The sequence below is a fragment of the Uliginosibacterium sp. 31-12 genome (genome assembly GCF_030548425.1).
GTDB classification, from domain to species: domain Bacteria; phylum Pseudomonadota; class Gammaproteobacteria; order Burkholderiales; family Rhodocyclaceae; genus Uliginosibacterium; species Uliginosibacterium aquaticum.
Genome location: NZ_JAUOOA010000011.1, coordinates 39,480 through 66,258, shown reverse-complemented (window position 1 = coordinate 66,258; position 26,779 = coordinate 39,480). Strand labels below are relative to the sequence as shown.

At 63.3% G+C, this 26,779-nt stretch carries 20 protein-coding genes; 8 read left to right on the top strand and 12 right to left on the bottom strand.

Annotated features, from left to right (window positions below):
* Positions 1-46: 46 nt before the first annotated feature.
* On the top strand, positions 47-3,424 hold the full coding sequence (locus Q3Y64_RS17705; RefSeq protein WP_303563903.1) for an EAL domain-containing protein: 3,378 nt from the start codon (positions 47-49) through the stop codon (positions 3,422-3,424).
* A gap of 48 nt (positions 3,425-3,472) precedes the next feature.
* Here Q3Y64_RS17705 and Q3Y64_RS17700 read toward each other — a convergent pair whose 3' ends face one another.
* Positions 3,473-4,846: a phosphomannomutase/phosphoglucomutase gene (locus tag Q3Y64_RS17700; protein WP_303563900.1), complete on the bottom strand. Its 1,374-nt coding sequence runs from the start codon at positions 4,844-4,846 to the stop codon at positions 3,473-3,475.
* A gap of 177 nt (positions 4,847-5,023) precedes the next feature.
* Here Q3Y64_RS17700 and Q3Y64_RS17695 point away from each other — a divergent pair, with 177 nt between their 5' ends.
* Together Q3Y64_RS17695 and Q3Y64_RS17690 are read left to right on the top strand one after the other, a co-directional pair.
* Entirely contained in the window at positions 5,024-5,506 is a 483-nt protein-coding gene (locus Q3Y64_RS17695) for a MarR family winged helix-turn-helix transcriptional regulator (protein WP_303563898.1), read from the top strand.
* Between the two features lie 98 nt (positions 5,507-5,604).
* Positions 5,605-6,030, top strand: a complete 426-nt coding sequence (locus Q3Y64_RS17690) for an organic hydroperoxide resistance protein (protein WP_101941836.1) — start codon at positions 5,605-5,607, stop codon at positions 6,028-6,030.
* 41 nt (positions 6,031-6,071) lie between these two features.
* Here Q3Y64_RS17690 and cynS read toward each other — a convergent pair whose 3' ends face one another.
* The 5 genes from cynS to Q3Y64_RS17665 form a co-directional block, all read right to left on the bottom strand.
* The gene (gene cynS / locus Q3Y64_RS17685) at positions 6,072-6,515 is read right to left on the bottom strand and encodes a cyanase (protein WP_303563894.1); all 444 of its coding nucleotides are present in this window, start codon (positions 6,513-6,515) and stop codon (positions 6,072-6,074) included.
* Between the two features lie 11 nt (positions 6,516-6,526).
* Positions 6,527-7,396, bottom strand: coding sequence for an ABC transporter ATP-binding protein (locus Q3Y64_RS17680; protein WP_303563891.1), 870 nt, complete (start codon positions 7,394-7,396; stop codon positions 6,527-6,529).
* A gap of 3 nt (positions 7,397-7,399) precedes the next feature.
* On the bottom strand, positions 7,400-8,242 hold the full coding sequence (ntrB, locus tag Q3Y64_RS17675; RefSeq protein ID WP_303563885.1) for a nitrate ABC transporter permease: 843 nt from the start codon (positions 8,240-8,242) through the stop codon (positions 7,400-7,402).
* A gap of 112 nt (positions 8,243-8,354) precedes the next feature.
* Positions 8,355-9,704 (bottom strand): CmpA/NrtA family ABC transporter substrate-binding protein, encoded by a 1,350-nt coding sequence (locus Q3Y64_RS17670; protein ID WP_303563882.1) that lies wholly within the window; start codon positions 9,702-9,704, stop codon positions 8,355-8,357.
* A gap of 20 nt (positions 9,705-9,724) precedes the next feature.
* A complete protein-coding gene (locus Q3Y64_RS17665) occupies positions 9,725-10,408 on the bottom strand; it encodes a DJ-1/PfpI family protein (protein WP_303563880.1) in 684 nt (227 codons plus the stop codon).
* Positions 10,409-10,798: 390 nt separating this feature from the next.
* On the opposite strand from Q3Y64_RS17665, the gene Q3Y64_RS17660 reads away from it, so the two are divergent.
* Positions 10,799-12,637 carry an alpha/beta hydrolase gene (locus tag Q3Y64_RS17660; protein ID WP_303563877.1) on the top strand — a complete coding sequence of 613 codons (1,839 nt, stop codon included), beginning with the start codon at positions 10,799-10,801 and terminating at the stop codon, positions 12,635-12,637.
* A gap of 353 nt (positions 12,638-12,990) precedes the next feature.
* Here the strand turns inward: Q3Y64_RS17660 and Q3Y64_RS17655 are convergent, their stop codons facing one another.
* From Q3Y64_RS17655 to xdhA, 5 genes are all read right to left on the bottom strand, one after another.
* Positions 12,991-13,626: a response regulator transcription factor gene (locus Q3Y64_RS17655; RefSeq protein WP_303563875.1), complete on the bottom strand. Its 636-nt coding sequence runs from the start codon at positions 13,624-13,626 to the stop codon at positions 12,991-12,993.
* A complete protein-coding gene (locus Q3Y64_RS17650; RefSeq protein WP_303563873.1) occupies positions 13,623-14,792 on the bottom strand; it encodes a PAS domain-containing sensor histidine kinase in 1,170 nt (389 codons plus the stop codon). Before Q3Y64_RS17650 ends, Q3Y64_RS17655 begins: the two co-directional genes overlap by 4 nt.
* A gap of 9 nt (positions 14,793-14,801) precedes the next feature.
* Complete coding sequence (gene xdhC / locus Q3Y64_RS17645; protein ID WP_303563870.1) at positions 14,802-15,785, bottom strand: xanthine dehydrogenase accessory protein XdhC; 984 nt, start codon at positions 15,783-15,785, stop codon at positions 14,802-14,804.
* 107 nt (positions 15,786-15,892) lie between these two features.
* Positions 15,893-18,181, bottom strand: coding sequence for a xanthine dehydrogenase molybdopterin binding subunit (xdhB, locus tag Q3Y64_RS17640; protein ID WP_303563868.1), 2,289 nt, complete (start codon positions 18,179-18,181; stop codon positions 15,893-15,895).
* Positions 18,178-19,644 carry a xanthine dehydrogenase small subunit gene (gene xdhA / locus Q3Y64_RS17635; RefSeq protein ID WP_101941823.1) on the bottom strand — a complete coding sequence of 489 codons (1,467 nt, stop codon included), beginning with the start codon at positions 19,642-19,644 and terminating at the stop codon, positions 18,178-18,180. The genes xdhB and xdhA overlap by 4 nt, the downstream gene beginning before the upstream one ends.
* Positions 19,645-19,809: 165 nt before the next feature.
* Here xdhA and Q3Y64_RS17630 point away from each other — a divergent pair, with 165 nt between their 5' ends.
* Positions 19,810-20,817 carry an adenosine deaminase gene (locus Q3Y64_RS17630; protein WP_101941822.1) on the top strand — a complete coding sequence of 336 codons (1,008 nt, stop codon included), beginning with the start codon at positions 19,810-19,812 and terminating at the stop codon, positions 20,815-20,817.
* A gap of 75 nt (positions 20,818-20,892) precedes the next feature.
* On the opposite strand, the gene Q3Y64_RS17625 is transcribed toward Q3Y64_RS17630, so the two are convergent.
* Positions 20,893-21,264 (bottom strand): FlxA-like family protein, encoded by a 372-nt coding sequence (locus Q3Y64_RS17625; RefSeq protein ID WP_303563864.1) that lies wholly within the window; start codon positions 21,262-21,264, stop codon positions 20,893-20,895.
* Positions 21,265-21,540: 276 nt separating this feature from the next.
* Between Q3Y64_RS17625 and Q3Y64_RS17620 the strand changes: the two genes are divergently transcribed.
* The 3 genes from Q3Y64_RS17620 (at position 21,541) to Q3Y64_RS17610 (ending at position 26,705) form a co-directional block, all read left to right on the top strand.
* Positions 21,541-23,220 (top strand): diguanylate cyclase, encoded by a 1,680-nt coding sequence (locus Q3Y64_RS17620; protein WP_303563862.1) that lies wholly within the window; start codon positions 21,541-21,543, stop codon positions 23,218-23,220.
* A gap of 108 nt (positions 23,221-23,328) precedes the next feature.
* Positions 23,329-24,690, top strand: coding sequence for an 8-oxoguanine deaminase (locus Q3Y64_RS17615; protein ID WP_303563861.1), 1,362 nt, complete (start codon positions 23,329-23,331; stop codon positions 24,688-24,690).
* 407 nt (positions 24,691-25,097) lie between these two features.
* Positions 25,098-26,705 (top strand): hypothetical protein, encoded by a 1,608-nt coding sequence (locus Q3Y64_RS17610; protein WP_303563860.1) that lies wholly within the window; start codon positions 25,098-25,100, stop codon positions 26,703-26,705.
* Positions 26,706-26,779 lie beyond the last annotated feature (74 nt).

Genomic DNA, 26,779 nt, shown 5'->3' with positions numbered 1-26,779 from the left:
GTGACCACGGATGATCGTGCCGGGGGCTTTGGGAACGGACCACTCGATGATATTCACTCCGCGACAACGCTTCATTGCCCTGGCGAGCTTGGGTTATGCCGTTTTTGCGCTGGCCTGGATCTTCCTGTCCGACCAGTTGCTGGCCGAGCTCACCGATTCGTCGCGCATCGTCTGGCTGTCGACAGCCAAGGGCGTGGCTTTCGTGTTCATTACCACGGCCATGCTGTTTTTCGCCTTACGTGCCGTGCCGGCCGCTGATGCGCTGCGCGCGGTGGCAACGCCGATGAATGGCTTGCGCCCACTGCTGGGGTGGCCCCGCTGGCTGCAATATGGATTTGCCCTTGTCTCCAGCCTGAGCTTTGCCTTCATGCACTTCAGCCTGGCGCATGGCCCGGAGACACCGGTTTTGCAGATCCTGATCTTGCCGATCATTGTCAGCGCGGCCATTGGTGGCCTGTGGCCGGGTTTGTGGGCCACGGTCCTGGGGGCGAGTGCTTCCCTTTTGTTGATGCCGCCGGAGGCTGCGGCCCAGTTGCTGTCCATCCCGAGTGAAAAGCTGCGCTGGGTTTTTCTACTCGCTAATGGCCTGCTGATCAGCGTGTTATGCGAAACCCTGCATCGCGCCTGGTTCCGTCTCGAAGCCAGCCGGAGCACCCAGGCTGCGATCCTGCGCAGCGTGGGCGATGCGATCATTGCAGTCGATGAGCGAGGCCAGATCAGCTATCTCAACCCGGAGGCCGAGCGGATCACCGGTTGGCCAATGGGCGAAGCGCTCGGGCAGGAGATCGGTGCCGTGTTGCGTCGCTCGGGGTTGGACGCCGTGCATGCTGCCGCGCTCTCGGGGGATCTGACCCTGATCCGCCGCGATGAGGCGGAGATCCCGGTGTCCCTGCGCGAGACGGCGATTCATCATGACGATGGACGGGCTGCCGGACGGATTTTTGCCTTCAGCGACGAGCGTGAGCGGCGGCGCATGGAGGCGGCCCTGAAGCATCAGCACGATTTGCTCAAGGACATGAGCGCGATGGCTGAGCTGGGCGCCTGGGAGGTGGATGCTGCGAGCCTGCAGGGGCCGCTTAGCGAGGAGGTAGCGCGGATTTGCGGCCTCGATGCCGCTGCACAGCCCCCTTTGCTGTTTGGTCCGCATCTGTTCAGTGAGCGCTGGCGTCTGTTGTTCGAGTCGGCCATGGCGCGCCTGTTTGGGGAGGGGAGCGCCTGCGACATGGTGCTGGCACTGCAGACGCCCGGCGGTGTAGAGAAGTGGGTGCGCCTGGTGGCCGAGCCGGTGCTGGTTGAAGGGCATATCGTGGCCGTTCGCGGTGCGATGCAGGACATCAGTACCCAGCGACGGACCGAAGATGCCCTGCGCGAGAGTGAGGTCCGCTATGCCCGGGTCATCGAAGGCTCGGAGCAAGGTTTCTGGGTGTGGAATGTGCAAACCAACCAGTTTGATATCAGTCCGCGTTTCGCTTCGATGCTGGGCTATCAGTTCGGCAAGTGGGATATTTCACCGGCCCGTTGGGTCGATTATCTGCATCCGCAGGATCTGGCGCGGGCGCACACTTCGATCGAGGCGCATCTGGCCGGACGCACGCCATTGCATGAAGTGGAGTTCCGGATCCGCACGGCCAGTGGGCAGTGGAAATGGATTCTGACCCGCGGCCGCATCGTCGAGCGCGATGCCGAGGGGCGGCCCCTGATCATGGCCGGCACCCATACCGATATTTCGGTGCGCAAGGAGACGGAACTGGCCCTGCGCCGCGCGGCGGCCGTGTTCCAGAATGCGCGGGAAGGGGTGGTGATCACCGACGCCGAGCTGCGCATCGTGATGACCAATGCCGCCTTCACCGAGATTACGGGCTATAGCGAGGCCGAGGTGCTGGGCAAACCCGGCACCCTGATGCGCTCAAACCGTCACGGTGAAGCGTTCTTCAAGGGGATCTGGGAGTCCGTTGCGCAGCACGGCCACTGGCAGGGAGAGTACTGGGGCCAGATCAAGGACGGCCGCGTAGCGCCGGTGTGGCTCAGCATCAGCGTGGTACGCGATGAGCAAGGGGAAGTCTGCAACTATGTGCAGGTTTTCTCGGATATTTCCAGCCTCAAGGCTTCAGAGGAGCGCCTGGATCATCTCGCCCACCATGATGCGCTGACCCAGCTGCCCAACCGCCTGCTGCTGTTCACGCGCCTGGAGCATGGGCTGGCGGTGGCGCAGCGCGATGGCAGCCTGTTGGCGCTGCTGATGTTCGATCTCGATCGATTCAAGGATATCAACGACAGTTTCGGCCACCTTGTAGGCGATCAACTCCTGCAGCTGCTGGCCGAGCGGATTGGGGCACGCCTGCGCAAAACGGATTTCTTTGCTCGTCTTGGCGGCGATGAATTCACCATCCTGCTTGAGCACCTGGCGCGTCTCGAGGATGCGGCGCGGGTTGCTGAAGAACTGATTCACTCGCTTGAAACGCCTTTCCAGTTGCCCAACGGAATCGAGGTGCAATGCAGTGTCAGCATCGGCATCAGTCTGTTTCCCGGCTACGGCGAAACTGCCGAGGCCTTGCTGCAGCAGGCCGATGCTGCCATGTACCGGGCCAAGGCCGAGGGGCGCGGGCGCTTCCAGTATTACTCGTCAAGCATGACGGACGCCGCGCGCGACCGCATCAGCATCGATGCCCGCTTGCGCCGCGCGATCACCCGCGGCGAGTTGTTCCTGCATTACCAACCGCAGGTCGAGTTGCACAGCGGGTGCATCGTGGGAGCTGAGGCCCTGGTGCGCTGGCAGGATCCGGTGGAGGGGCTGCTGGCGCCGGCGCGCTTCATCCCGATAGCCGAGGAGACCGGCCTGATCCGCGAACTAGGGGCCTGGGTGCTGCGCGAAGCCTGTCGCCAGGGGCGTGCCTGGCTGGATGCTGGCCTGCCGCCGCTGCGCCTCGCGGTGAATGTGTCGGCCCAGCAGATCCGCCATGGCCAGTTTGATCAACTGGTGGAGCAAGTGCTGCGCGAAACAGGCTTTCCGGCCAATCAGCTGGAGCTGGAGCTGACCGAATCGGTACTGATGGATGCCCATAGCGAGGTTGCCCGACTGCTCGACAATCTGCGCGCTCGCCAGATCCGCATCGCGATCGACGATTTCGGCACGGGCTACTCATCGCTGGTCTATCTGAAGCGCTTCCCGCTGGACGTGCTGAAGATCGACAAGGGCTTCGTTGACGGCCTGGTGCATGACCGCGATGACCGCGCCATCACCCTGGCCATCATCAGCATGGCGCGTGCGCTGGGCTTCAAGGTGCTGGCTGAAGGGGTGGAGGATCCCGAGCAACTGATGATTCTGCAGGCTCACGGCTGCGATTTGTACCAGGGCTACTTCTTCAGCAAGCCTTTGCCGGCGCAGGAGTTTGTGCAGCGCCTGCAGGCCCAGCCAGTTTCCTGAAAGCAAACGGCCCGCACAGGGCGGGCCGTTCAAGCCGAGCGCCTGGCGTCAGAAGGGCAGTTCGATGCCCGGCCAGGCCGCGCTGATCTTGCTGCGGAACTCGCTCTGGATGCGTTCCAGCGCGGCGGCATCATCGGCTTCGAAACGCAGCACTACCACCGGCGTGGTGTTCGAAGAGCGGGCCAGACCAAAGCCATCGGCAAACTCGATGCGCAGACCATCGATGGTGATGCGCTCGACTTCACCGGCGAACTTCACCGTCTTGAGCTTTTCGACCAGCGCCACCGGCTCGCCTTCGCTCATCTTGATGTTCAGTTCGGGCGTGCATACGGCGTCCGGCAGCGCCTTCAGAATGGCGTTGGCATCCCGGCTGCGCGACAGGATCTCGAGCAGGCGCACGCCGGTGTAAAGGCCGTCGTCGAAGCCGTACCAGCGTTCCTTGAAGAACATGTGGCCGCTCATCTCGCCGGCCAGCGGAGCGCCGGTTTCCTTGAGTTTGGTCTTCACCAGCGCGTGGCCGGTATTCCACATCACCGGTTCGCCGCCGTGCTTGCGGATCCACGGGGCGAGGTTGCGGGTGCACTTCACGTCGTAAATGATTTGGCCGCCGGGCACGCGCGAAAGCACGTCGGCCGCGAAGAGCATGATCTGGCGATCCGGATAGATGATTTCGCCATCCTTGGTGACCACGCCGAGGCGGTCGCCGTCGCCGTCGAAAGCCAGGCCGATTTCAGCGTCACCGGCCTTCAGCGCGGCGATCACGTCTTCGAGGTTTTCCGGCTTGGAAGGGTCCGGATGATGGTTCGGGAAATTGCCGTCCACTTCGCTGAACAATTCGGTCAGCTCGCAACCCAGACGCTTGAACAGTTCCGGTGCGGTGTTGCCGGCCACGCCGTTGCCGGAGTCGAGCACGATCTTCATCGGGCGGGCCAGCTTCACATCACTCAGGATGCGTTCGATATAGGCCGGGCGCACGTCGGTGTGAGAAACGCTGCCGGCACCCTGAGCGAAATCACCTTCCACAATGCGGCGGCGCAGATCCTGGATCATTGCGCCGTAGAGCGTCTGCCCACCCAGCACCATCTTGAGACCGTTGTAGTCCGGCGGGTTGTGGCTGCCGGTGATCGAGACACAGCTGTTGGCGCCCAGGTGATAGGCCGCGAAGTAGGTGATCGGGGTGGCGACGCAGCCAATGTCGATCACGTCGATGCCGGTGCTGGTGATGCCTTCGGCCAGGGCCGCCGCGAAGTCCGGCCCGGAGAGGCGGCCGTCGCGACCGATCACGATGGTTTTCTGGCCGCGCACCAGGGCTTCCGATCCCAGTGCCTGACCGATGCCGCGCACGGTTTCAACGGTGAGGGATTTGCCGACGATGCCACGGATGTCGTAGGCCTTGAAGATCTCGGGTGCCGGAGAAAACATGCGGATGCGCTCCTGATGGGTTGCCAAAGGCGGCGATTATACGGTGCCTCTGATGACAGGCCGTTAGTCCATAGCACGCTGCGTGCCAAGCACGACACGAACTGAGGGGAGCCAGCGCATCCAGTCCGTGTAATTTAGTGCTTGCAATTAAATTGTGTGCAATGTAATGTTCGGGCCATGAACTCCCGTGCTGCCTCTCCTGCCAATCAGCTCGACTCCGCCGCCTTGCTCAAGCTGGATAACCAGCTGTGCTTCGCGCTGTATTCCACTTCGCTGGCCATGACCAAGGTGTACAAGCCCTTGCTGGCCAGGCTGGGCCTGACCTACCCGCAGTATCTGGTGATGCTGGTGCTGTGGGAGCAGGACGGGTTGACCGTGTCGGCGCTCGGCGAGCGTCTGTTCCTCGATTCCGGCACCCTAACGCCGCTGCTCAAGCGCCTCGAAGCGCAGGGCATGTTGCTGCGGGCGCGCAGCGCGGAAGACGAGCGCCAGGTGATCGTGAGCCTCAGCGACACTGGCCGAGCCTTGCGCGAGGAGGCGCTGGCCGTGCCGCAGGCGGTGCTGTGCGCCACGGCCTGCACGATTCCCGAGCTGCAGACCATGACCGCGGAGCTGCAACGGCTGCGCCGCAAGTTGGGCGAAGCTTTGCTCAAAACCTGAATTTCCCGGAATTGAAGGTCGGTTGTTTTGGCCCGGCCTTCAGGTGCAAATTAATTGCACACAATTTAATAGCCAAAAATATGAAATGGAGTCCCAGCATGAAACTCGAACAAGTCGCCTACCGTGCCCAAGCCACCGCCACCGGCGGCCGTGATGGTCGTGCCGTGTCCTCGGACAACAGCTTCGATCTGAAGCTCACCACGCCGAAGGAACTGGGCGGTGCGGGCGGCGCCGGCACCAATCCGGAGCAGCTCTTCGCCGCCGGCTATTCGGCCTGCTTCATCGGCGCAATGAAGTTCGTCGCTCATCGCGATGGCATCAAGCTGCCGGCCGACCTCGCCATCACCGGCGAAGTGGGCATCGGCCCGATCCCGAACGGTTTTGGCATCGAAGTGGAACTGAAGATTTCCCTGCCGGGGTTGGACGAAGCCACTGCGCACACCCTGATCGAGCGCGCCCATGTGGTGTGCCCGTACTCGAACGCCACGCGTGGCAATGTCGAAGTCACCCTGACGCTGGTCTGATCTTTGAAGCCCTCCCGGCGGGTGTCGGGAGGGTGCTTCGATCAGTAGGTCTTGTAAGGCAGGAACTTGCCGCTCATGGTGATGCTCACGCGGTCGCCCATCGGGTTGGGCTCGCGTTGCAGATCCATCTTGAAATCGATGGCGCTCATGATGCCGTCACCGAATTCTTCATGGATCAGCTCCTTGAAGGTCGTGCCGTACACGCTGATCAGTTCGTAGAAGCGGTAGATCAGCGGGTCGGTGGGCACGGAGGTGGGCAGTGAGCCCTTGTAGGGCACCACCTGCAGCAGATTCACCGCTTCTTCCGGCAACTCGAACAGCGCCCCGACTTTCGCGGCCTGTTCGGCGGTGAGTGTCATCTGGCCCAGCAGTGCGGCGGTGGTCCATTCTTTGGACTGGCCGACCACTTCGGCGATCTGGCTCCATTTGAGCTTCTTGGCGATCTTCTTCTCGATGATCATTTCGGTCACGTCGTAACGCTTCATGGCGGGCTCCTTCAGGCTGCGATGGGATTGGATACGGCGTCTTCGGCAGCGAGGCCGGGACGCACGATGGGGGGATGCTTCGGGTCGTGGCCTTCCACCGCGTCGCCTGCATACAGCTTCGAGCGCTCGACGAGGAAGTCCACCAGGTGGTTGCGGATGCGGTAGTACTGCGGATCATGGTGGATGCTGGCGCGGGTGCGGTTGCGCGGCATGGTCACCTCCACGATCTCGGCGATCTTGGCTTGCGGGCCGTTGCTCATGAGCAGGATCTTGTCGGCCAGCAGGATGGCTTCGTCCACATCGTGGGTGATCATGAACACGGTCTGCTGCGTGGCCTGCACGATGCCCAGCAACTCGTCCTGAATCGTGCCGCGCGTCAGTGCGTCGAGTGCGCCGAAGGGCTCGTCGAGCAGCAGCATTTTTGGCTCGATGGCAAAGGCACGCGCGATGCCGACGCGCTGCTTCATGCCGCCTGAAAGCTCGGCCGGTTTCTTGTGCAGGGCGTGGCCGAGGCCCACCATCTCCAGATACTTCGTAGCATGCGCGGCCACCTGCTCGCGGCTCCAGTCCGGCCCGCGTGAGCGCACGCCGAACTCCACATTGGCGAGCGTGCTCATCCAGGGCATCAGCGCATGGCTCTGGAACACCACGCCGCGATCCAGCGAGGGGCCGCGTACTTCGCGCCCGTCCATGAACACATGGCCTGCGCTGGCTTCATCCAGCCCGGCCAGTACATTGAGGATGGTGGTCTTGCCGCAGCCCGAGTGGCCGAGGATGCACACGAACTCGCCGCGCTCGATGCCGAAATGAATGTTCTCGAACACGGCCGGGCCGCTGCTTGCGTAACGCCGGGCGAGGGCTTCAACTTTGAGGAAAGACATGGCTTATTCCCTGTAGCTCACGAGCTTGGTCAGCTTCGCCAGCGCCGTGTCGAGCAGCATGCCGACCAGACCGATCAGCAGGATGGCGGTGAAGATGTTGGTGATCGAGAGGTTGTTCCACTCGTTCCACACGAAGTAGCCGATGCCGGTGCCGCCCACCAGCATCTCGGCCGCCACGATCACCAGCCAGGCAATGCCGATGGAAATGCGCATGCCGGTCATGATGGTCGGCGCGGCGGCCGGCAGGATCACCAGAAAGGCGGTGCGCAGGCGGCTCACTTCCAGTGTGCGCGCCACGTTGAGCCAGTCGCGCCGCACGCTGGCCACGCCGAAAGCCGTGTTGATCAGCATCGGCCAGATCGAGCAGATGAAGATCACGAAGATCGCCGAGATGCCCGAATCCTTGATCGTGTAGAGCGCCAGCGGCATCCAGGCCAGCGGCGAGATCGGCTTGAGGATCTGGATGAAGGGGTCCAGCGCGCGGTAGATCAGCGGCGACATGCCAATGGCAAATCCGAGCGGAATTGCCACCAGCGCGGCGAGCAGATAACCACCCAGCACGCGCGCCAGCGAAAAGCTGATCTGGATGCCCAGACCCTTGTCGTTGGTGCCCTTGTCGTAGAAGGGGTCCTTGAGGTGCGACCAGATCTTGGCACCCACTTCACCGGGGCCGGGGAAGGCGCTCTTGCTTCCGGTGGCGGCTGCGCCGCCCACCAGTGCCGCGTATTCAGGATCGACGATCACCGCCGCCTCTTTCGGGCGCGTGGCCAGATGCCAGGCGGCGAGCGTGAGCAGCAGGATCAGCAGTGAGAGGAGTGGCGCGAGCCAGGGTTTTTGTTTGGTCATGGTGATTCGTGTCGAGTAGCCCGGATGCAGCGCAGCGAAATCAGGGGGCGGTGCGTGGCAGAGGCCCCGGATTCCGGCCGCAGGCCTTCATCCGGGCTACGGGTGGGTTGTATCAACTCCGCTTGATCGCAAAGCCCTTCAGGTAATCCTCGGGTTTGGCGGGGTCGAATACCTTGTTCATGATCGTCAGCTTCTTCATCGACACCTCGGGCGCAGGGAAGCCGTTCTCCTTCATCAGGCGTGCGGCATCGGTGGCGAGGAACACGTCGCGTGCCACCTTGCGGTAATCCACATCGCCCTTGATCTGCCCCCAGCGCTTCATCTGGGTGAGAATCCACACCGCGAAGCTTTCATACGGGAAGGGGTCGAACTCCAAACGATCCGGCACTTTTTTCACGCCGCCCAAGCCATCGGCAAAGGTGCCGGTGAGAATCTGCTCGATCACCGTCTCGGGCTGGTTGAGGTAGTTCGCTGGCGCGATGGCGGTGGCGATGTCCTTGCGGTTGGCCGGGTTGCTGGCGAACTTGGTCGCATCGATGATTGATTTCAGCAGCGCCTGATAGGTATTTGGCATGCTGGTCACGAATTCCTTGCTGGCACCGAAGGCGCAGCAGGGGTGGCCGTCCCATATGTCGCGAGAGAGGATGTGGATGAAGCCCACCCCGTCGTACACCGCGCGCTGGTTCATCGGGTCCGGGCCGAGGAAGCCGTCGATATTCTCCGCGCGCAGGTTGGCCACCATCTCCGGCGGCGGCACGGCCCGGATCTGCACATCGGTATCGGGGTCGAGGCCCGCTTCCGCGAGGTAGTAGCGCAGCAGGTAGTTGTGCATCGAGAAGTCGAAAGGCACGGCGAACTTGAAGCCTTTCCACTGCTTCGGGTCGCGCTTGTCCTTGTGCTTCATGGCCAGCGTGATCGCCTGGCCGTTGATGTTCTCGATGGCAGGCACCGTCCAAGGCATCGGATTGGAGCCCACTCCCATCGACATGGCAATCGGCATCGGGGAGAGCATGTGCGCGGCGTCGTATTCCTTGTTCATCGCCTTGTCGCGAATCACTGCCCAGCCGGCGGTTTTCACCACTTCCACATCGAGGCCGTACTTTGAATAGAAGCCCATCGGCGCGGCCATGATGATCGGCGTGGCGCAGGTGATCGGAATGAAACCCACCTTAAGCTTCTGTTTCTCCAGCTTGCCGCCGGTTTGCGCGAAAGCCTCCTTCGCTGCGCCCAGCGGGAAGATCGTCGAGATCGCGGCGAGCGCGGTGCCGGCGCCCACCGAGCGCAGGAAGTTGCGGCGCATGTTGTCATCGGGGAAGAGCGCGCGCATCACCGCGCCTTCCACCGCGCGGTCCTGCGCGGCCTGCAGTTCCATGTCATGCGCGGCCTGGCTGCTGTGCTGGCCGCAGCTGCAGCCCTTGTGCAGCCGGGTTTCAGGATCAAAGGGGTTGCGGAAAATCGACATGGGGACTTCTCCTTTCAGGTTCAGGCGGCTGCAGAGCAGGGAGCGGGGGCGGTGGCGAATTCGATATCGTCCTGGTAGAGATTCCAGGCGCGGTGGTATTCCATGATCCGGGCCACGTCGGCGACGAAAGCTTTGTCGTAACCGGCGCGTGCCAGCAGGTGCAGGCCCAGCTCCATGCCCGAGGCGATGCCGCCGGCGGTCACGATGCGACCGGCATCCACCACGCGGGCGCGGCTGATCCGGCAGGCCGGCGCAATCTCGGCGAGGCGGTCAATCGGCGTCTTGCCCATGTGCGAGGCTTCGAGCCGGTCCGGCTCCTTGCGGTTGGTGGCCGGCAAGCCATCGAGCAGCCCCATGCGGGCGTAAATCCACGAGCCGGTGCATACGCTGGTCAGCAGGCAGGATTCCGGGAGGGCGCGGATGTAATCGTGCAGGCGGCGGTTATGCATTTCCTGCCGCGTGCCGAATCCGCCGGGAATCAGGAAGGCATCCAGCGCCGGCGCCTCGGCAAAGCTGTAGTTCGGCATCACGGTGAAACCCGCCTGGGTCTGCACCGGGCGCAGCGCATCCGCAATCAGGAAAACATCGATCTCCGGGTCCAGCCGCCGCGCCACCGACAGCACGCCCGCCGGGGCGGCGTAGTCGATGATCTCCGCGTCCTTGAACACATAAATGCCGAGCCGGAATCCTGCGGTGCGTGCCATGGGGTGCTCCCTGTCTGATGGCTCCAGATTAGGGAGGGCGGGGCAGGGGCGGTATCACCGGATTTGTGATTGGGGTGTAGTGATTGCACTACAGGGGTAGTTGTGGGGCGAATTGATAACGCGCTATGAGCTCGCTCGGCCTCAGAAATTGAGATTTGTTTGATCTGATGATTCACGCAGGACCTAGCCAGTGGGCGGTGTCTGCTGTTCGGCCTTTGCAGCCATTCGCCTCTTCTTGTCTAAGCAGCGGGATTGGAAGCAACAGCGGACATCAAAACGGCAACGGAACTCGGGATGACTCAGTGAAAGTGCTAGATTGTGCTTAACGGCATATGGGCATATGCCGTTGGATCAGGAACTCAAGGCGTTAAGGGGGCAGGGAGAATGCATGTGCTCGGTAAGCCGACAAAATTTTTAGTTTTGTGCTGCGCACTCACGCTGCTTGTCGGATGCGGGCTGATCCGCGCGCGCAAAGAGCAAGAAAACGCACGCGACAACTCAGTAATAGTTGGCCGAATCACCGCTGACTATCCGCTAGTTGGGCCGATTTTTGTTGGCGCTTGGCGCGAGGGCAAAAACGCTGAAACGCCCACGTTTGTTGAATACTCGATGCTCGACGCCGCCGGGAGCTACATCCTGCTCGTACCGCCCGGTAGTTATCGCGTGATTGCTTTTGAGGATGCAAACCGCAATTTTCGTATCGACGCGTCGGAGGCGGCGTCTGCCTATTCCTCTCCTGTAATGCTAGGGAAGAACGCAATGGCAGCGGCTATCGACATTGCTTTGAAAAAAGATAGCCGGCAGGACTTGCTAGTCGCAGGAACGCAGATCCCGTCCAGATCAGCAGACGAGACACAGAGTTCGCGAAGTGGTGCTGTTGCAGACCTTGCTTCCCCGCTATTTTCTGAAGCCTATGCAGCTGATACAGCGTACTGGGAAGGGCTGCGATTTTTCCGGGAAGGAGGCGGCAATATTTTTTTCCTGGAACCCTACGATCCGCAGCGTATTCCTGTGCTGTTCGTGCACGGCGCACGGGGCGGCCCGCAAGACTGGAAATTTGCTTTCCGTCACATTGACACAACGCGTTATCAGCCCTGCTTTTTCTATTATTCGACGTCAACGTCGCTGGCTGATGCGGCAAATCTGTTGCGTATGAAGCTGATGGATCTTGAACAGGAACATTTTATTTCCCGCATGCACATCGTGGCGCACAGCGCGGGCGGGTTGGTGGTGCGTGATTTTCTGAGTAGGTATGCCAAATACCACCCATACATCGATACTTTTATTTCCATTTCTACGCCTTGGGGGGGCGAGCCCTTGGCTCAACTTGGCGTCAAGCATTCGCCCGTAGTCTTGCCCTCATGGGTAGACATGCAGCCAACGAGTGATTTTTTCGCCCAGCTGTACCGAAATCCCATTCCCGAGACCACAGGCTACTACTTGCTCTTCGGCTATCGGGGCGGTGCGTCATTACGTGCCAACAATGATGGTGCTGTTCTTATGGAAAGTCTTCTCGACGCACGCGCTCAGGCTGGCGCACGGAAAGTTCGCGGCTTCAACGAAACACACCTTACGATACTGAACAGCGCAGAGGTCTTTTCCGAGGTTGGCCGCATCCTGAAAGAGCGCGATGCGGCCTATTACCCAGAAACTTCGGGCGTACTGAGCGTGCAAATGGCTGACACATCAGTACTTGGGGATGTCGACAGCATGACTAGCCTGATACTGCAGGATGCGCAGGGTAGAAGCCGAAGTTTGCCGCTGCCGCAAACTGCCAGCGGCACGTCGGTCAATGTGCCCGCTGGCGAGTACCGCTTACGCGTGCGTTCGCTGCGGGTGCGCATGCAGCCAGACGAGCTACCAGTAACGGTTCAACCCAATGCAACCACTACAGCGGCTTTGCCCTTACGGGCTCGCGAGGGCTCAATCTGTGGTGTCGTTTTACGATCCAACGAAGAGTACGCTGCGGCAGGTCTGAAGGCTGCTGTACCCGTCGAAATTTCTCACGTGAAGCTACGTGGGCCAGATATTGTTCGTCATATCGATGTGCGTTACGCCACTCCGGACGAAGCTCCGCTTGCTCAGGACTTCGTAACACCGGGCTTGTTCTGTTTCGTTGATTTGCCCAATGGCGACTACACGATAGAACTACAGAGTGCATCTGGTAGCAGAAATCTCACCACTCGACTTCCCGTAAAAGGATGGAGTCCGCTCATGGTGTATTTCTGACCGCGTACGGCGCAATACAAGGGTAGAGTAAAACTGCCACCGCAGACGTCGATCAGTTGGCGGAGTTGGGGCTCCGCCCTACGCCCGAACCTCCGCTTCTCACAGGTCTGCCCGATCACAAAGAGGCGGGAGTGTGAGTACGACGGACCGAGACGCTGAAGTTCGGTGTTGATTGGCGCTGAAAGGCCGGTAAGCAACTCACTGCAGCCTGAGCAAGCAAACCACTCAGATGGCCGCTAAGGCCGAGTTTCGGGCACTGACGTATAAGACTGCGGGGTGGGGGCTACGTTTCTGTTCCGATCCATTTGCGTTGATCGAGGTGGCGCAGTTATCACTGCGCCCTACGGGGGCTGCTATGTCCCCAGCAACTGATGCCGCGCGGCGTAGTGCGCGATTTCGAGGGCGTTGCGCAGGCCGAGTTTTTCGCAGATGCGGGCGCGGTAGGTGCTGATGGTGTTGGCGGAAAGCGAGAGCTGCTGGGCGATGTCGCCCACGGTGCGGCCCTGGGCGAGCAACTGCAGTACCTGGAACTCACGGTTCGACAGGGTCTCGTGTGGGGCGCGGGCGTGGTCGCGGCGGATGTCTTGCGTCATCAGCTCGGCGATTTCGGGCGTGATGTAGCTGCCGCCCTCGGCTGCGCGGATCAGCGCGGCGAGCAGGGTTTCCGGTGCGCAGCCCTTGTTGAGATAGGCGGCTGCGCCGCTGCGGATCGCGCGCAGGGCGAACTGGCTTTCGGGGTAGACCGAGAGCATGACCACGCCGCATTTGGGGAACTCGTTGCGGAGGCTGCCGAGCACGTCCAGCCCGTCGCGCTCACCTAACGCGATATCGAGCAGCACCGCGTCGATGGCGTGTTTGCGCAAAAGGCTCAGGGCGGCGGGGCCGTCGGCGGCTTCGTGGATGTCGCCGATGCGCGCGTCCTCGGCGAGGATCTGGCGCAGGCCACGGCGGATGATCATGTGGTCGTCCACAATCAACACGCGGATCATGCGAAGACTCCCTTGAGCGTGACGCGCACCGTGGTGCCGGCGCCTTGCGTGCTGTCGATTTCGAGTTCGCCGCCCAGCGCACGGGCGCGCTCCTGCATGCCGAGCAGGCCGAAGCTGGTGGGCTGGGCGGGGGCGATCATGCCGCGCCCGTCGTCGCTGATTTCAAGCAGCAGGTCGCGCCCGATGGCGCTGGCATGCAGGCGGACGGCGCTGGCCTGGGCGTGGCGGCTGACATTGGTGAGCACTTCCTGCGCGATGCGATAGAGGGCGATTTCGGCTTCACGGCCGAGGCGGCATTGCTCGATATGCGGCGCGCAGTCGTAGTGGCAGACGAGGCCCGTGCGTTGCTGAAATTCTGTGAGCAGGGCTTCGAGCGCGGCCCACAGGCCGAGGTGATCGAGCACGCCGGGGCGCAGGTCGGTGAGGATGCGGCGCACTGCGCCCATGGCGTTGCCGGCGATCTCCAGCATGTCGTCCAGCTTTGTTTGCAAGGCGGGGGCCGGCAGCTGGCGGCGCAGCCAGTTCATTTCGAGTTGCAGGGCGGTGAGCGAGGCGCCGAGTTCGTCGTGGATATCGCGGGCGATATGGCGGCGCTCTTCTTCGCGCACCGCATTCGAGTGCGCCGAGAGACGTTGCAGCGCGGCGTGCGAGGCACGCAGTTCTTCGCTGGCGGCTTGCAGTTCGGCGGTGCGGGCGGCCACGCGCCGCTCCAGTTCGTCGTGCGCGGCCTGCAGGGCGGCTTCGGTGCGCTTGCGCTCGGAGATGTCGCTGAAGGTGACGACCGCGCCGACCACGTCACCGCCATGCTCGCCATCGCGGATCGGGTAGGACGCGTATTCGGCCGGGAAGGCGCTGCCATCGCGCCGCCACAGCACTTCGTCATCCACGCGCACGCCGCGCCCTTCCTGGAAGGCGCGGAAGATGCGGCAGTCATGCACCGGCATCAGGGCTGAATCGGCGTGGGAGTGGTGGATCAGGTAGTGCATGTTGCGGCCCAGCACTTCATCCGGCGTGTAGCCGAGCATTTCGGCGCCGGCGCCGTTGATGAAGATGCAGCGCCCGCGCAGGTCGATGCCGTAGATGCCTTCGCCCGTCGATTCCAGAAGCATCTCCAGCTGGCGTCGCCAGGCGTGGTGATGGGAGAGCTGGTGGAGATCCGCGAACATGAGGCGGCGTCAGTTGCTGCGCATCCGCGCATCTGGCCCTGTGCGTGTCGGAGTGATGAGCGCTTCGCGCCATTGCAGGACCTGGGCGGCGACGCCGATGGCAATCGCCTGCGGGGTTTTGTCGCGAATCCCGGGCACGCCGATCGGGCATTGCATGCGTTCGATCTGCGCGGGCGTGAAGCCGCGTGCTGCGAGTTGCTGACGAAAGCGGGTACGTTTGCTCTGCGAGCCGATCAGGCCGAAGTGGGCGAAGTCGCCTCGGCGCAGGATGGCTTCAGTGAGCGCGAGATCCAGCGCATGGTCGTGGGTCAGCACCAGATGGCTGCTGCCGGTGGGGGCGCTGCTGACGGCTTCGTCGGCAGCGTCGCAAGGCTGGCATTCGACACCGGCCGGCGCAGCTGCCAGCAGGTCGGCACGCGGGTCGATCCAGCGCAGGCGCAGGTTCAGCGGGGCCAGCAGTGTGACCAGTGCCGTACCGACATGGCCGGCGCCATACACATTGAGGCAGAAGGCCGGCGGGGTGAGCGGTTGGGTCAGCGACCAGTCGCGCGCGCTTTCGGTGGTGGGGAGTTTCAGCGCACCGCTGGCCGTTCCGGCGGACCAGCATGAGGCCGCTGCGTCACCATTGAGCTGGCGCAGCAGGGCAATGCCTGAGGCATGTTGGGTGGCACTTGCCTGCCAGGCGGCCGCATCTTCTGGGCGCAGGGTTTCGTAGCTCAGCCAGACTATGCCGCCGCAACACTGGCCGAGGCTGGCGGCCAGCGCATAGCGGCGCAGCTCGGGGCGACGATGGCCGGTGAGCAGCATGGCACGGGCTTCGGCCATGGCCTCCCATTCGAGATGGCCGCCGCCGATGGTGTCGACCACGAAATCGGCGCCGACCAGCATTGAAGCACCCGCCTCGCGCGGCGCCGAGCCACGTACCCCCGCCACCGAGACCAGCACCAGTGGGCCGTGGGCGAGGGCGGTGGGAATCTGGGTGAGCCAGCTCATGTCATGCCTCCGGCATCAGTGAGGGCCGTAGCCCGGGTGCAGGCCGAAGGCCGGAATCCGGGTCTCTCTGGGCGAGGCCCCCCGGATTCCGCTGCGCTGTATCCAGGCTAGACATTCAGACCTCCGATGGCGCTCAGGATGGCCTCCGGGGTGGCCGGCGCCTGCAGCGGCGCGGGGGCGCCGAGGGCGGCCGAGCAGGCATCACGCAGTGCGAAGAAGGCCGCGAAGCCGTGAACCAGCGGCGGCTCGCCAACGGCCTTGCTGCGGTGGATGCTGTTTTCGGCATTGATGTTGTCGAAGAGCTTCACGTTCAGCACCGGGGGGCAATCCGAGGCGGCCGGGATCTTGTAGGTGGAGGGCGCATGGGTACGCAGGCGGCCCACGCCGTCGAAGACCAGTTCCTCGCTGGTGATCCAGCCAGCGCCCTGGATGAAGGCGCCCTCGACCTGGCCGATATCCAGCGCCGGATTGATCGAGCGGCCGGCGTCGTGAAGGATGTCGGCGCGCAGGATGCGCGACTCGCCGGTGAGGGTGTCGATCACCACTTCGGCGCAGCAGGCACCGTAGGCGAAGTAGAAGAAGGGGCGGCCTTGCAGACTGGCTGGGTCGTAGTGGATCTTCGGCGTGGCGTAGAAGCCGGAATCCCACAGCTGGACGCGGGCGCGGTAGGCGGCGGCGGTGAGGGTGGTGAAATCCTCGCTGATCTCGCCGGCGCTGACCTTGCCATCGGCAAACTCGATCTTGGCGCCGCGCAGGCCGTGGCGGGTCGAGAAGAAGTCGGTGAGGCGCTTCCTGATCTTGCGCGCGGCGGCGAGTGCGGCCTGACCATTCAGGTCGGTGCCGCTGGAGGCGGCGGTGGCCGAGGTGTTCGGCACCCGGCTGGTGTCGGTGGAGGAGAGGCGCACCCGGTCAATGGAGAGGCCCAGCGCCTGGGCGACGATCTGGGCGATCTTGGTGTACAGGCCCTGGCCCATTTCGGTGCCGCCGTGGGTGACCAGCACCGAGCCATCGGCATACACACAGACCTGGGCGCCGGCCTGGTTGTAGTGCGTGGCGGTGAAGGAGATGCCGAACTTCACCGGGGTGAGCGCGATGCCGCGCTTGAGCACCGGGCTTGTGGCATTGAAGGCGGCAATCGCGGCGCGGCGGGCGCTGTAATCGCAGTCCTGCGCGAGCTGGTCGACGAGCTGCGGGGCGACGTTGTCCTGCACCGGCATGCCGTAGTGGGTGGTGGTGCAGGCGTCGTTGCCGGGCAGACCGTAGAAATTGCGCCGGCGCACTTCGAGCGGATCGAGGCCCAGATGATGGGCGATGTCGTCGAGGATGTACTCGATGGCGAAGATGCCCTGCGGGCCGCCGAAGCCGCGGAAGGCGGTGTTCGACACGGTATTCGTGCGGCAGCGCAGGCTACGGATCGCAACAGCATCGAGGTAGTAGCAGTTATCCAGATGGAAGATGGCGCGGTCATTGACCGGGCCGGAGAGGTCGGTGGAAAAACCGCAGCGTGAGGCAAGCGTGATCGCCAGCCCCTGCAGCTGGCCATGGTCATCGAAGCCGGCCTCCCATTCGTAGGCGAAGTCGTGACGCTTGCCGGTGATGAGCATGTCGTCATCGCGGTCGAGGCGCAGCTTCACCGCGCGGCCGGTTTTCCAGGCGCCCAGCGCGGCGGCACTGGCGACCTGGGCTGACTGCGATTCCTTGCCGCCGAAAGCGCCGCCCATGCGGCGGCATTCAACGCTCACCTGATGCGCGGCCCAGCCAAGCATGTGGGCAATCGTTTGCTGCATTTCGGTGGGATGCTGGGTGGAGCTCTGCACATGCAGGCTGCCTTCTTCGCGCGGGATGGCCAGTGCGATCTGGCTTTCGAGATAGAAGTGTTCCTGCCCGCCCAGTGTGGCGCGGCCTTGCAGGCGATGCGGGGCGTTGGCCAGCGCCTTGTCGGCGTCACCACGCTGCACATGCACCGGCGGCATCAGCCAGGATTCGGCGGCAATCGCGTTGGGGATGTCGAGGATGGCGGGCAGGGTGTCGTATTCAAGCTTTGCCAGGCGTGCGGCGCGGCGTGCCTGCTCGTGGCTTTCGGCGAGCACCAGGAACAGCGGCTGGCCCATGAAGTGGACCAGGCCATCGGCGAGGATCGGGTCGTCATGCACGATCGGGCCGCAATCGTTGCTGGCGGGGATGTCCTGCGCGGTGAGCACCGCCACTACACCGGGTGCGGCGAGTACGGCAGCAAGATCCATGGCGAGGATGCGGCCATGCGCGATGCTGGCAAGGCCGAAGGCGGCGTGCAGGCAGCCCGCCGGAGCAGGCAGATCGTCGATATAGCGGGCAGCGCCCTGCACATGCAGGGTGGCACTTTCATGGCGCAGCGGCGCGCCAACAGGATGGGTCATGCGAAAACCTCGGTGATGCGATCAACGCGCAGCTGGGCCTGGGTGCTGTGCTCAAGCCACAGGCGGCGCAAAAGGTTACGGGCTACCTGCTGGCGGTAGGCGGCAGAGGCGCGCATGTCGGCAATCGGCTGGAAATCCTGCTCCAGCGCGTCCATTGCCGCTTCGATGCTGCGCAATTCGAGCGGCTGACCGCGCAGGGCCGCTTCGGCTGCCAGTGCCCGGCGCGGGGTGGCGGCCATGCCACCGAAGGCGAGGCGTGCGTCGCTGATCAGGCCGGCGTCACCCAGGGTGAGGGCGAAACCGGCGCAGACCGCCGAGATGTCCTGATCCTGGCGCTTGCTGACTTTCCAGGTGCGGAACAGGCGGCCCGGCACGGCGCGCGGCACTCTCAGGGCACGCACGAATTCACCCGGCTGCAGGGCCGTCTGCTGGTAGCCGAGATAGAAATCTTCAAGGGCCAGCTCGCGCTGGGTTTCGCCTTTCTGCAGTACGACGTGAGTGCCCAGGGCGATCAGGGCCGGCATCGAGTCGCCAATCGGTGAGCCATTGGCCACGTTGCCGCCGAGGGTGCCGGCATTGCGCACCGGCAGGGAGGCAAAGCGCGCGGCGAGCTCCTGCCATTGCGGCTCATCGCGGCACAGCAGGGTGAAGGCTTCGGTCAGTGTGAGGCCTGCACCAAGTGTGAGCCAGGTATCGTCCGTTTCGGTGCGGCACAGCTCTTCCACTGCACCAAGATAGATGATGTCGCCGAGTTCGCGCAGCTGCTTGGTGACCCACAGACCGATGTCGGTGCCGCCCGCCAGCAGGCGGGCTTCGGGCAGCGCCTGGCGCAGGGTGGCGAGTTCGGTGAGCGAGCGCGGGGCGAAGAAGCGCTGACCGCCGTGATCGAAATCCAGAGCCGGCTCGCTGGCGATCTTTTCCAGCGCACTGCGGATCGGTGCGCGCTCCAGGCGTTGCAGCGGGTATTCGCGGCAGCGTTGGGCGGCCTCCAGGATGGGCCGGTAGCCGGTGCAGCGGCACAGATTGCCGGAGAGCACCTGCTGCGCCTCTTCCAGCGTCGGCACGCGCGGCTGCTCCTCGTAATCGGCCCACAGGCTCATCGCAAAGCCTGGCGTGCAGAAGCCGCACTGCGAGCCGTGCAGATCCACCAATGCCTGTTGCACCGGGTGCAGGCCATCGGCGCCGGCGAGATCTTCCACCGTGAACAGCGCCTTGCCATCCAGGGTGGGCAGCAGCGCAATGCAGCTGTTGATGGCTTGCAGGCGCAGGCCGCCCGCGCCTTGCGCGTCCAGCGTGGCCACCACCACGGTGCAGGCTCCGCAGTCGCCTTCGCCGCAGCCTTCCTTGCTGCCGCAGGCGCCACGCTCTTCGCGCAGCCATTGCAGCACGGTGCGCTGAGCGGGTTGGTCGCTCAGGCTCAGGGTCTTGCCCTGGTACCAGAAGCGGATATCGGTTCTTGTCATGGGTATTTCTCCTTGGGGTGTGCATACCTAGCACGTGACATGCCCATCCTTATCCGCATGCCCACATGACACTCATTGCGAGATCCGGCTGGACAGGCCGTGTCTTGGTGTGTGCAGCTCGGCTATGCTGGCACCACAACAATTCTTTCTCGCTGGAAGCAAACAATGAACCCTCTCGAACTGGCCCTGAGCTGTCCCAAAGCCGAGCTGCACTTGCACATCGAAGGTAGCCTGGAGCCCGAGCTGGCTTTCGAGCTGGCCGCGCGCAACGGCATCCGCCTGCCCTACGCCGACATCGCCGCCCTGCGCGCTGCGTACGATTTTGAAGATCTGCAGAGCTTCCTCGATCTCTACTACGCCTGCGCTGATGTGCTGCGCACCGAAGAGGATTTCCGCGACCTGATGCTGGCCTACCTGCGCCGGGCGCGGGCCGACAACATCGTGCATGCCGAAATCATGTTCGATCCGCAGACCCACACTGCGCGTGGCATCCCGTTTGCCACCGTGTTGGCCGGGCTGGAGCAGGGCGCTGAGATTGCGCGCCGCGAGTGGGGCATGAGCACCCGCCTGATCATGAGCTTCCTTCGCCATCTCTCCGAAGAAGAGTGCATGCGCACGCTGGATGAAGCCTTGCCCTTCATCGAGCGCATTCACGCCTTCGGGCTGGACTCCTCCGAGCTGGGCCATCCACCGGCCAAGTTCGCCCGCCTCTTTGCGCGTTGCGCTGCACTGGGCAAGCCGCTGGTGGCCCATGCCGGCGAAGAAGGCCCGCCCGCCTATATCTTCGAGGCGCTGGATATCCTCAAGGTGGCGCGCATCGACCACGGGGTACGCGCCAGTGAAGATCCTGCCTTGCTGGAGCGGCTTGCCCGCGAAGAGATCCCGCTCACCGTGTGCCCGCTCTCCAATGTGCGCCTGTGCGTGTTCGACGACATGCGCCAGCACAGCCTGCCGGCACTGCTCGCCCAGGGCCTGTGCGTGACGCTCAACAGCGACGACCCGGCCTACTTCGGCGGCTACCTCGGCAACAACATCCGCGCCGTGCAGGACGCCTTCGATTTCGACGCCGCCACCTGGCGCACCCTGATGGCCAACAGCTTTCGCGCCAGTTTCGTCAGCGAAGCGGAACGGGCCGTCTGGCTGGCGCAGGTGGAGGCTCACTTCGCTGGCTGAGTGCAGGCTGCCAGAGCGTGAGCGGGTTGATTGTCCTGGCTGCAGGGCGCGGCCAGGGCTGACCAAGTCTCCGGGCTAGAGATACTCGTCCACAAGCCTCCCGAGGGACGAGTCTTTCGGGGCGCTCGAATCTGCGCGGCGCGACGACTCGGCCTGGGCCGGCTGTGAGTTGCCCTTCCGCTCTTCCAGTTGCGCCTGGCGTTTCTCCAGCTCGGCAATCTGGGCCTGCACGAGCTGGATCTGCGCCTGCAGCAGTTCGACTTTCTTTTGCGAGCCCTCGTCCGGATTCTTGGCCGTGTCGGCCATCTCCTTGGTGAGCTGCTTGAGTTTGTTTTTCAGCGCTTCGATCTGGCCGGCAATTCCACCCCCGCCACTCGCGCCTTGTGCGCTGGAGCTCGCCCCGGAGCTGGCGACTGAACTCAGGTTGACTGTGATTGATTCACTCATCATGGATTCCATTCTTCAAATGCGGCATGCGTTAACTATCGGCTTCCGCATCGGAATCCGCAGTGGAATCGTGCTGTGAAGTCCGTTGCATGCCCCTTTCATGGGTGCCACACGGCCCATTCATGCCACACGGCCCCGAATGGGCAATGTATTCCGCCGCCATCTTGCATAGATTGATTGAGGACGCCCCCTGCTTGGCGGGCCGGCCAGGCGGGGCCGCTTCCTCAACCGCACGGGGCGCAGCATGGATGCATCTGACTGGCGAGGCGGGCGCGCGTGAAGGACGCGAAGCCGACGATTCTTCATGATCAACAGAGCCAGCGGCACAGCCGTTGCCGTCTGCGCTTGCGCCTTGCGCTGCTGGCGGCCCTGGTGTCCGTGCTGGTCATCAGCCTGGCGGGCGTTGCGCTGTGGCAGGAGAAGCAGCGCTACCGCGAGCGCGCCTCGGTGGCTACCGGCAATATCGCTCGCCTGCTGGATCAGCAGATTTCCGGCGTGATCGACAAGATTGATCTTTCCTTGCAGACCAGCAGCAAGATCTACACCTCGATGCTGGCCGAAGGCTCGCTCGATGCAGCCCATCTCAACCAGCATCTCGCCGCGCAGGAGGCTTTGCTGCCGGAAATCGTGAGCCTGCGCATTGTCGATGCGCAGGGCGTCGTGCGTTATGGCCGGGGAGTACCGGCGGAAGGCTCGGTAGACGTCAGTGATCGCTCGTATTTTGCCGAAGCGCGTAATGATCCGGCGGATCGCCTGATCGTGCACGGGCCCTTTCTGGCGCGCATCAGCAAGGCCTGGGTAATGGTTCTGGCACGCCGCCTCAGCAAGCCGGACGGCTCCTTCGCCGGTGTGCTGTACGCCAACCTCGGTTGTAGCTACTTCGAGAGCATCCTGTCGCTGGCCTCCCTCGGGCCGAATGGAGCGGCCACCATCCGCACCACTGACCTGGCGCTGGTCCATCGCTTTCCCGATACCCGCAACGCGGTGGGCAGCAAGGATGTGTCAGCCCAGTTGCGCGAGGTGATTGCCGCACGGCCGCAGGGCGGCGAGTATCTGGCGACGACCAAGCTCGATGGCGTGGAGCGCAGCAACGCCTACCGGCGCGTTGAGCGCTATCCCTTCTACGTGATCGTCGGTCAGGCCACCGACGACTATCTGCGCGCCTGGCGCTTCAGCGTGCTGGTGATCAGCAGCCTCGCCAGTCTCACGTTGCTGGTGGCCTGGTTCGCCACCTTCCGCGTCTATCGCAGCCAGATCCGCCTCAATGAAGACATCGCCCAGCGTACCCGGATCGGGGAGGCGCTCGAGCGCATCATAGCCGAGCGCGCCCAGCTCTATGCCGAGCTGGAGCGGCGCAAGGATGCGCTCGAAGAGGCCAATGCCACGCTGGAGCAGAAGGTGGAGGAGCGCACGCTTGAGCTCAGCAAGGCTAATCAGGCGCTGGAGCGCTTCGCGCGCCGCGATACGCTCACCCGGCTTGGCAACCGGCTGGCGGCGGATGAGCATCTGCACGAGGAGTTCCTGCGCATGAAGCGCAGCGGCCTGGCTTATTCCGTGTTGCTGATCGATATCGATCACTTCAAGCGGGTGAACGATCAGTTCGGCCACGAGCAGGGGGACAAGGTGCTGCGGCATGTGGCCCACACCCTCAACCATTCCTGCCGTGTCACGGACTTCCTGGCCCGCTTTGGCGGTGAGGAGTTTCTTGTCATCCTGCCGGCGACGGCACCGCTCCAGGCCGCGCTGGTCGCCGAGAAAATGCGCCAGACCCTGGCTGAGGCCCGCATTGAGCCGGTTGGCCAGATCACCGTGAGCATCGGCGTGGCCGCCGCCTGGCCCTCGGATGAGGATGAAAATGCTGCCGTGCGCCAGGCCGATGAAAACCTCTACCGGGCCAAGACCGAGGGGCGTAACCGGGTGGCGGAGGATCTGCGCTTGCCGCCCGGGTCGTCGTAGCGCTTGGGTGAGAGGGCGAGCGCCCATAATCCTTATTGGCGCCGCTGAGTCGACAGCCCGGGCCGGATCGGGACAATGCGCGCATCAACCTCTCTCAAGGAAAGCGCCATGAGCACCCTGTTGCTGAAGAACGCGGATGTGGTCGTGACCATGGATGCTGGCCGCCGCGAAATTCGCGGTGGCAGCGTATTCATTCGCGACCATGTCATCGAGGCCGTCGGCCTGGCCGCTGATTTGCCGCAGTCGGCTGGGGAGGTCATCGACCTGGCAGGCCATGTACTCATGCCGGGCCTGATCAACACCCATCACCACATGTACCAGAGCCTGACGCGGGTCATCCCGGCAGCGCAGGACGCCGAACTGTTTGACTGGCTTTCCGCGCTCTATCCCGTCTGGGCCGGCCTCACGCCCGAGATGATCCACGTCTCGACGCAGGTCGCCATGGCCGAGCTGATCCTCTCCGGCTGCACGACTTCGAGCGATCACCTCTACATTTATCCGAACGGCTGCCGCTTGGATGATTCGATCGAGGCCGCTGCCGGTATCGGCATGCGCTTCACGGCCTGCCGCGGCAGCATGAGCGTGGGGCGCTCACAGGGCGGGCTGCCGCCGGATGCCGTGGTCGAGCAGGAAGACGCCATTCTGCGGGATACCCGACGCCTGATTGAAACCTGGCACGATGCCTCTTCCCACAGCATGCTGCAGATCGCGGTGGCGCCCTGTTCCCCGTTTTCGGTAAGCCGGGATCTGATGCGTGAATCGGCCGCACTGGCGCGCAGCTATGGGGTGAGGCTGCACACCCATCTGGCCGAGAACTTCAAGGATGTGGATTACAGCCGCGAAAAGTTCGGCATGACGCCGGCCGAATATGCGGAGTCGCTCGGCTGGACCGGGCACGACGTCTGGCACGCCCACTGCGTGCAGCTCGACGCGGCCGGGATTGCACTCTTCGCACGCAGCCACACCGGAGTGGCGCATTGCCCGTGCTCCAACATGCGCCTGGCCTCTGGGATCGCACCCGTTCCGCAGATGCTTGCGGCCGGCGTGCCGGTGGGGCTGGGCGTGGATGGCTCGGCTTCCAATGATGGCGCGCACATGTTGGGCGAGGCTCGCCAGGCCCTGCTGCTGGCACGCGTGGGGCATGGCCCGGCCGCGCTGTCGGCCCGGCAGGCGCTGGAGATGGCGACCCTCGGTGGCGCCCGGGTGCTCGGGCGTGAAGATATCGGGGCCCTTGCGCCCGGGATGAGCGCAGACTGCGTGGCTTTCCCGTTGGGTGACGTCGGCCTCGCTGGCGGTGCGGTGCATGATCCGGTCGCCGCGCTGGTTTTCTGCACCCCGCCACGCGTGGCCTGGTCCGTCATCAACGGGCGGGTGATCGTGCGCGATGGCCAGCTGACGAGCATCGACCTTCCTGAGGTTCAGCGCCGCCACGATGTGCTGGCGCGGGGGCTCGCAAACGCCGCGCGTTGAGCCTTCTTCCCGACGGATTTTCCCCCTCGCTGATGAGGCGAAACTTTATCCCTGCAAGTGTTTTAAGCGCCGTAGCGGTCGGCTTCTTAACGCGCTTGAAGCCACGCTTCAGCACCTGCCTCGTTCTGCAAGCAGCGCGGCTAGGGCAGATGTTCTGAGCGTCATCAAAACTCCGGATCGTGCGGCTTTCTGGCCAAGCGTGACGTGGTCACGGGAACTCAAAAACCCTTGAAATTCAGGGCGGGCGGGCTCGCGTTGGAGGTATTTCCTGAACCAGCACTGGCTATCACTTTCAGCATAGAATCCGGCCTGCTTGAGAAAAGCAGATGTTTTTTGATGGGTTTTTACAAGATAAAAGACAAGGGGAGTCTATGCGGGCCTGTTTAAAGTTGCTTTCGGTGTCAGCCTTGGCGCTGGTTCTTGCTGCATGCGGTGGAGGCGGCGGTGGTGGTGGGGGCGGTACGGCCGCTGCGGTGTCGTCAGCCAGTTCTGCCAGCAGTTCTGTGACGAGCTCCGTCAGTGCCAGTTCAGCCGCTTCGTCATCCAGCAGTTCCTTCCCGTCTGGCTGGGCGGTGTATTCGGCCGACAAACTGCCGACTGCTGCGGGCTCGATTACGCTGGCAGGCGGCACGGCGGGGCAGTTCAATCTGTGTGCCTCGGCCGGCTGTAACGCGAGTTATGCCTCGGTCAGCAGCGGCATTCTGACGGTTGATACCACCACAGAAACTGCCATTACCGAGCAAAGCTACTTTCAGCTCGACAATGCCTTCAAGACGGGCGGTTATCCGAAGTCGGCAACAGTCATTGCCCGCATGCGTGGCAACAGCGTGACGAACCTGAAAGGATTGACGATCGACACGGCTTTCTCCGAGCCGGGTGAGTCCGGGCCGCGCGTGCAACTGGTGCTCTTGCCGAATAATCACAGTACCGGGATGTATGCCGGGGCGCTCGATCAGTCCCTCACGGGCGACCAGAACGTGTACTCGTCGGATTTCGACACCACGGTCTATCACACCTATCAGCTCTCGGTGACGTTCACGAGCGCAACTGCGGGGACGGTACGCGTGTATCTGGATGGTGCCGCCACGCCGATTCTGGAGAAGACGCTGAGCAATCTGAAGCAGGCGACTGCCGTGGGGCAGAACTATCTGCGGATCGGTGAGGAAAACACTTCGGAGCACGCCAAGGGTGATTTCGACTGGGTGATCTGGAGTTCGGATGCGGCTTACACCCCGGCGCAACTCGCCGGTGCGCTGCCTGCCACACTGGGCCCGGTGAGCGGTTACATGGGCTGGAATACCTATACGGCCGATCAGCTTCCGACTGCTACGGGCTCGATCATGCTGGCAGGCGGCACGGTGGGGCAGTTCAATCTGTGTGCCTCGTCCGGCTGCAACGCGAGCTACGCATCGGTTGCTGGCGGCATCCTGACGGTTGATACCACGGCAGAAACCGTTGTTACCGAGCAAAGCTACTTCCAGCTCGACAACGCCTTCAAGACGGGCGGTTATCCGAAGTCTGCCACGCTCATCGCACGCATGCGCGGCAATAGTGTGGCCAACCTGAAGGGGCTGACGATTGATACGGCCTTCTCGCAGACCGGCTTGTCTGGCCCGCGCGTGCAGCTCCAGCTCTTGCCGGACAATCACAGTACCGGGATGTATGCCGGGGCGCTCGATCAGTCCCTCACGGGCGACCAGAACGTGTACTCGTCGGATTTCGACACCACGGTCTATCACACCTATCAGCTCTCGGTGACGTTCACCAGCGCCACGGCAGGTACGGTGCGCGTGTATCTGGATGGTGCCGCCACGCCGATACTGGAGAAGACGCTGAGCAATCTGAAGCAGGCGACTGCCGTGGGGCAGAACTATCTGCGGATCGGTGAGGAAACCACCTCGGAGCACGCCAAGGGTGACATCGATTGGGTGATCTGGACCAATGAGGCTGCCTATACCCCTGCGCAAGTGAGTGGTCTGCTGCCGGCAGCACTGGGCAGCATCAGCGGCTACTGAGAGATTCTGGTGATGCCCGGAATAGATCGGGCAAAAAAAGGGCCGCGCACTGCGCGGCCCTTTTTCATGTGCGG

Excerpts from the sequence above, each read along its gene's own strand:
- Q3Y64_RS17705 (WP_303563903.1), top strand. The coding sequence starts at position 47 with ATGATATTCACTCCGCGACAACGCTTCATTGCCCTGGCGAGCTTGGGT.
- Q3Y64_RS17700 (WP_303563900.1), bottom strand. The coding sequence starts at position 4,846 with ATGTTTTCTCCGGCACCCGAGATCTTCAAGGCCTACGACATCCGTGGC.
- Q3Y64_RS17695 (WP_303563898.1), top strand. The coding sequence starts at position 5,024 with ATGAACTCCCGTGCTGCCTCTCCTGCCAATCAGCTCGACTCCGCCGCC.
- Q3Y64_RS17690 (WP_101941836.1), top strand. The coding sequence starts at position 5,605 with ATGAAACTCGAACAAGTCGCCTACCGTGCCCAAGCCACCGCCACCGGC.
- cynS (WP_303563894.1), bottom strand. The coding sequence starts at position 6,515 with ATGAAGCGTTACGACGTGACCGAAATGATCATCGAGAAGAAGATCGCC.
- Q3Y64_RS17680 (WP_303563891.1), bottom strand. The coding sequence starts at position 7,396 with ATGTCTTTCCTCAAAGTTGAAGCCCTCGCCCGGCGTTACGCAAGCAGC.
- ntrB (WP_303563885.1), bottom strand. The coding sequence starts at position 8,242 with ATGACCAAACAAAAACCCTGGCTCGCGCCACTCCTCTCACTGCTGATC.
- Q3Y64_RS17670 (WP_303563882.1), bottom strand. The coding sequence starts at position 9,704 with ATGTCGATTTTCCGCAACCCCTTTGATCCTGAAACCCGGCTGCACAAG.
- Q3Y64_RS17665 (WP_303563880.1), bottom strand. The coding sequence starts at position 10,408 with ATGGCACGCACCGCAGGATTCCGGCTCGGCATTTATGTGTTCAAGGAC.
- Q3Y64_RS17655 (WP_303563875.1), bottom strand. The coding sequence starts at position 13,626 with ATGATCCGCGTGTTGATTGTGGACGACCACATGATCATCCGCCGTGGC.
- Q3Y64_RS17650 (WP_303563873.1), bottom strand. The coding sequence starts at position 14,792 with ATGTTCGCGGATCTCCACCAGCTCTCCCATCACCACGCCTGGCGACGC.
- xdhC (WP_303563870.1), bottom strand. The coding sequence starts at position 15,785 with ATGAGCTGGCTCACCCAGATTCCCACCGCCCTCGCCCACGGCCCACTG.
- xdhB (WP_303563868.1), bottom strand. The coding sequence starts at position 18,181 with ATGACCCATCCTGTTGGCGCGCCGCTGCGCCATGAAAGTGCCACCCTG.
- xdhA (WP_101941823.1), bottom strand. The coding sequence starts at position 19,644 with ATGACAAGAACCGATATCCGCTTCTGGTACCAGGGCAAGACCCTGAGC.
- Q3Y64_RS17630 (WP_101941822.1), top strand. The coding sequence starts at position 19,810 with ATGAACCCTCTCGAACTGGCCCTGAGCTGTCCCAAAGCCGAGCTGCAC.
- Q3Y64_RS17625 (WP_303563864.1), bottom strand. The coding sequence starts at position 21,264 with ATGAGTGAATCAATCACAGTCAACCTGAGTTCAGTCGCCAGCTCCGGG.
- Q3Y64_RS17615 (WP_303563861.1), top strand. The coding sequence starts at position 23,329 with ATGAGCACCCTGTTGCTGAAGAACGCGGATGTGGTCGTGACCATGGAT.